At 37.6% G+C, this 4,281-nt stretch carries 10 protein-coding genes and 1 pseudogene; 5 read left to right on the top strand and 6 right to left on the bottom strand.

Annotated features, from left to right (window positions below; genetic code table 11):
- Together ACFIJ7_RS09050 and ACFIJ7_RS09045 are read left to right on the top strand one after the other, a co-directional pair.
- A partial coding sequence (locus tag ACFIJ7_RS09050) for a major capsid protein (protein WP_375645129.1) occupies window positions 1-244 on the top strand: 244 nt, incomplete at its 5' end.
- 1 nt (window position 245) lies between these two features.
- Window positions 246-617: a hypothetical protein gene (locus ACFIJ7_RS09045; RefSeq protein WP_375645128.1), complete on the top strand. Its 372-nt coding sequence runs from the start codon at window positions 246-248 to the stop codon at window positions 615-617.
- A gap of 58 nt (window positions 618-675) precedes the next feature.
- Here the strand turns inward: ACFIJ7_RS09045 and ACFIJ7_RS09040 are convergent, their stop codons facing one another.
- The 3 genes from ACFIJ7_RS09040 to ACFIJ7_RS09030 all read right to left on the bottom strand — a co-directional run bounded on the left by ACFIJ7_RS09040 (window position 676) and on the right by ACFIJ7_RS09030 (window position 1,875).
- The gene (locus ACFIJ7_RS09040) at window positions 676-807 is read right to left on the bottom strand and encodes a hypothetical protein (RefSeq protein WP_375620503.1); all 132 of its coding nucleotides are present in this window, start codon (window positions 805-807) and stop codon (window positions 676-678) included.
- Between the two features lie 162 nt (window positions 808-969).
- Entirely contained in the window at window positions 970-1,506 is a 537-nt protein-coding gene (locus tag ACFIJ7_RS09035) for an ImmA/IrrE family metallo-endopeptidase (protein WP_004858798.1), read from the bottom strand.
- 3 nt (window positions 1,507-1,509) lie between these two features.
- Window positions 1,510-1,875, bottom strand: coding sequence for a helix-turn-helix domain-containing protein (locus ACFIJ7_RS09030; protein ID WP_004858800.1), 366 nt, complete (start codon window positions 1,873-1,875; stop codon window positions 1,510-1,512).
- A gap of 412 nt (window positions 1,876-2,287) precedes the next feature.
- Between ACFIJ7_RS09030 and ACFIJ7_RS09025 the strand changes: the two genes are divergently transcribed.
- Window positions 2,288-3,019, top strand: a complete 732-nt coding sequence (locus ACFIJ7_RS09025) for an antA/AntB antirepressor family protein (protein ID WP_375645127.1) — start codon at window positions 2,288-2,290, stop codon at window positions 3,017-3,019.
- A complete protein-coding gene (locus tag ACFIJ7_RS09020) occupies window positions 3,016-3,294 on the top strand; it encodes a hypothetical protein (protein ID WP_208439742.1) in 279 nt (92 codons plus the stop codon). The genes ACFIJ7_RS09025 and ACFIJ7_RS09020 overlap by 4 nt, the downstream gene beginning before the upstream one ends.
- A 44-nt stretch (window positions 3,295-3,338) precedes the next feature.
- Here the strand turns inward: ACFIJ7_RS09020 and ACFIJ7_RS09015 are convergent, their stop codons facing one another.
- The 3 genes from ACFIJ7_RS09015 to ACFIJ7_RS09005 are packed head-to-tail and all read right to left on the bottom strand — an operon-like array spanning window position 3,339 to window position 4,107.
- Window positions 3,339-3,485 carry a CopG family antitoxin gene (locus ACFIJ7_RS09015; RefSeq protein ID WP_375621833.1) on the bottom strand — a complete coding sequence of 49 codons (147 nt, stop codon included), beginning with the start codon at window positions 3,483-3,485 and terminating at the stop codon, window positions 3,339-3,341.
- A gap of 42 nt (window positions 3,486-3,527) precedes the next feature.
- Window positions 3,528-3,845, bottom strand: a complete 318-nt coding sequence (locus ACFIJ7_RS09010) for a type II toxin-antitoxin system HicB family antitoxin (protein WP_007554230.1) — start codon at window positions 3,843-3,845, stop codon at window positions 3,528-3,530.
- Window positions 3,835-4,107 (bottom strand): toxin HicA, encoded by a 273-nt coding sequence (locus tag ACFIJ7_RS09005; RefSeq protein WP_012231065.1) that lies wholly within the window; start codon window positions 4,105-4,107, stop codon window positions 3,835-3,837. Before ACFIJ7_RS09005 ends, ACFIJ7_RS09010 begins: the two co-directional genes overlap by 11 nt.
- On the opposite strand from ACFIJ7_RS09005, the pseudogene ACFIJ7_RS09000 reads away from it, so the two are divergent.
- Window positions 4,034-4,281 (top strand): annotated as a pseudogene (locus ACFIJ7_RS09000) (hypothetical protein); the annotation flags it as partial. The gene ACFIJ7_RS09005 and the pseudogene ACFIJ7_RS09000 sit on opposite strands and share 74 nt — an antisense overlap.

Below are 4,281 nucleotides of genomic sequence, written 5' to 3'. Positions count from 1 at the left end.
CGCCATAGGAATTAAGCCTGATGAATGTCAATTCTTCCCTGTTGATGCGCCTGGTGTCTTCCAAAAAACCTTTGCACCAGGGGAAAGCTTGGATTTTGCCAACACGGTTGGAAAACCTCTCTACACCATGCTGATCATTGATCACGACCGTAATGCATGGGTAAAACCGGAGGTCTATAGCTATCCGCTTTACATTTGCACACGCCCAGAAATGCTGTTTAAAGCAGTGATTGGAGCGAAATAACATGCGATGGCACGGGCTGCTAAACCAAATGGTTAAAGATGTGGGCAACACTTTTGGGCAGCCCATCATCTACACGCGAAAGGACAACCAGCAATCTTTTCGTATCACAGCGATTTACACCATTAAGCATTCAGAATCGGACGCCGGTGGCAGAATCCCCACGACAATTGCAAGAAAGGAACTTGATCTTTGTATCAATGACATTGGAGGATTACCACCAAACCCTCAAGATAATGTTGTAATCATTTCCCCTGAAAACAACAAAGCCCCCTCTTCTCAAGAGCACTTCGTGATCACAGATGTCCAAGCCTCAGAATCCGGTATGTATAAGCTTATCTTGCGTAATGAATCTTCATCTAAAAAGCAATTTTGATTATGTTTCTAATGTACAGAAGGGGAATAAAATATCCCCCTTCTGCTTTTTTTCTCATTCACTCAATTGGAATGCGCCAAGCCTTTCGCCCATAGTGTTTTGCGTAAAGTTTTTGACCCGTATGAGGACATCTACGCCATGTACGAAAAACGTAGGTTTTACTTTCTTTTAATTTTTTTTTGTTATCCATTAGATAACTTTCTCGGTGAATAGACCTAGACAAGAGACATTCACAATGATACAATTTTTACTGCTACAGGTTGCATCTTGCTGTTTCCTGTCTGGTTTTACGTTAGCGAACCATAACCTAACGTAAACTCTTTATGGGTTTGAGCTGCAACTCAAACCCTTTTTATTCTGATTTAATATTTAATGTTTTCATTCTAACCTTTGCTGCTTGTAATGAAACTTTATAGCACTTAGCGACCTCTTCTGGAGTCTTAAATTTGGGCATACCTGAACGTGGCATTAAAAGTTCAGCGGCAAACTGATCAGCTTGCCGTTCTGAACTGCGATAAGCAGGTATTTCATGAGAATCAATTACGCGTTGTAAGGGTAAATTTGTATGTAAAAAGAGGTGAGCAAATTCATGAGCAACTGTAAATCTTGCACGACCATTACCATCGTACGCATCTCTATAAATATCTTCTCTTAAAACGATGAACTTACCTTGTGGATCGGTTAAACCACCCACATTTCCAAGTTCTTTCTTATCTGCGATACGTAAATGAAAATCTAGCTTCATATTAGGCAAAATGTGTTCAATAAACTCCATTACTGGAAAATATTGGACATCTGACAATTGTAATTCCATTCGAAATAAACCAGCTAAATAACTAATTTTGTGCCAACTACGAGGAGGAACTTCATAATCAATGCTTTTATACACCTTCTATTTACCTTCTTTTTCTTTTATCTGTTTCAATAATTTTTTCATTTTTTCTATATTTTCTGGAGAAATGTTATCTATAACTCTAGCAAACATACCAACAAGTTCACCTGTGGATAAATTAGAAGACTTTATTGTAAAACTCTTACGGCAGGAATCAGCCTCTTTTCTTAAGAGAGAAGCCATATCTTGATCTAAATCGTATAATTCTATGATCTTTTCTTCCATACCAACAGGCACAGATTTTTTGCCAATCTCGACAGAAGATAAAAACGCTACAGATATACCTAATTTATCAGCCATATCTAAAAGGCGTTCTGCACGATCAATACGGAGTTTTCGTATGGTTTTACCAAATGGTGTAAGCATCAAATAGAACTCCAAAGGACGGATAATTAATCTTAACAGATTGAATATATTTTATCTTAAGGTATAAATCAACTCTTTTTTTTACAATAATTACAAATTGCCAATAGCAAAAATTTAAAAATTATCGAAAGTGGCTTGACATTATAGTAGGAGTATGAATAATCGAATCAGGTGCCTAAGAAACACCTTAAAACAACAAGCGGATTGGTTGCCGAAATAATCAGTCTTCCGCACATTGTAAAGGCTTTGACTCATTATATGCGTATAGCGTATACTGGTCTTGTCGGGTGTGGTTATGCCATAAAATACCCTTTCGGGGGAAAGCATAACGACGGGCTTGTTGCCGTGTTTCTTAGCACCCGGCACTTTTTTAAAGTGTCATTAAGAAACATCTATCAACAAGGAATTCATTATGAATACTCTTATAGAAATTAGAGAACAGGTTATTGATCAGGAAACTGTTCAAACTGTTAACGCGCGTGATTTACATACGTTTTTAGAAATAAAAGCTCGCTTTAATGATTGGATTAAAAATCGCATTAAAGAATGTAAATTTCAGGAAAATATAAACTTTATAACGCTTACTAAAAATTTAGTAAGCGGTGGAAAGGTAAAAGAATACCACATTACGTTAGACGTGGCTAAACATCTTTCGATGATAGAGCGTAATGATAAAGGGCATGAAGCGCGTCAATACTTTATCAAATGTGAACAGCTTTTAAAACAAGTAGCAACACCGCAAGTCGACTACTCCAAACCCGAGGCATTGCTTGGTGTTTTGAATCACTTACAAAGTCAAATAGAGCAAAAAGATCATGTTATTGCAGAATTAGCACCAAAAGCAAAAGCTTTGGAAGGTTTAAAACGCTCTGATGGTTTGTTTGGCTTAATTGAAGCAGCAAAGATGTTAGAGGTACGACCAAAAGATTTAACGGATTACTTGCGTAAACATGATTGGGTGTATCGACGGGCTCCAGGGGCGCCTCTGTTACCTTATCAGGATAAGATCAAGAAAGGATTCATGGATTGCCCTGCTATCACCATTCAAAGACCGGATGGTACAGAAAAGGTGCTGCCTTCAACAAAAATCACATCCAGAGGATTGGCATGTTTGAGAGAACAAATCTTTGGGGGTGTGCAATGAATAGCAGTATCGATTTTTTGTGCGATTTATGGATGGCATTGTTTAAGCTTTCTAATCATCGAGGCATTGGAGATGAGGACTGCAATGCTATAGTTGAGGTTATGGAATCGGTCGTAGATGCTCTGGTTTTAAAGCTTCAAGATGACGTGCCCAATATTACAAAAATCTTGGCAATTTTGACAGATTTTGGAGCTTCAGAACTTCCACATCGTATGGATTCTTTGTTGCGAACTTATGAACCAGATTTAGAGAGCCCCATTAAAAAGGTTGCTTAATTTAAAAACACATCTTCCCTCCCCGTTCTTAAGATGGGGAGTGGTCAAGAGACTTCTTTAGGTAAGAACTCAAAATGAACGGGTTTAAAACCAGTTAAGTCATAATCTGTAAGATCTGCAGTATCGACAAAGTTTTCTGCTTCTTTATCCGTCTTAAAAACGGGTATTTGTTTTAATTTAGAGGTTTTCATAAGAATTAATTTTCCTTTGGTGCGTATAAATCTTTCAAAGCTTCAAAGTTTAGAAGAAATGTATCTGTTTAAACTCACACCATTTTCAGCGGCTTGTATTGCAAGTTTTCTATGGAGTTCTGGTGGTATTCTTAATTGAAACTTACCACTGTATTTACCATGTGACAAAGGCACAGGAACTTCTTCTCCATTATGTTGCATATCCTCAACAACTTCTGAAACAAGGTCCATAATACCTTTTAAAGCTTTTTCTGCTTGAACGTCTAACCATGAAAGGGATGGGAATTCTGCACACAATCCAACATATTCCTCATCTTCTTGCGACCACAAAACACGATATGTATAATGATTATTGTTCATGTTTCATCCTTTCTATCGCTTGTAAGACTTGTTTGACTTGATAAGCTTTTGCTTTGTTACCAGAATCTTTTTGAATATTCACACGAGGATCACCAAGCCACGGTGTTTTAAAAACAAAGTGGCTTGTACCATTGTTCCGCGGTTCTCCAAAGAAATAGACACATACAGCCAACAAATCTGAAAACTTGATGTTCTTTGGTGACGCTTTCATCAAGCTGATTATTTTTTCAACTTTATTGCTCATAACCAATAATAGTATCATTATTAATCCTAGTCAATCATTTTATACACTTAATTGGACAGGAGCGCCCATGCATCCGAGAGAGACGATAAGGGAAAGCTTTGTTGCGTTGATCAAAGCAGCAAAGACGGCAGCTGGTGACAATATTTTCAATATGCGTGATTTCAACTTTTCCCCTGAGAACACGCCTGCAAT

The organism is Bartonella sp. MR100HLJHH (assembly GCF_042194215.1).
In the GTDB taxonomy this organism is placed as follows: Bacteria; Pseudomonadota; Alphaproteobacteria; order Rhizobiales; family Rhizobiaceae; genus Bartonella; species Bartonella grahamii.
The sequence above is the reverse complement of the archived record's forward strand: the minus strand, read 5'-3'. Positions and strand labels throughout refer to the sequence as shown.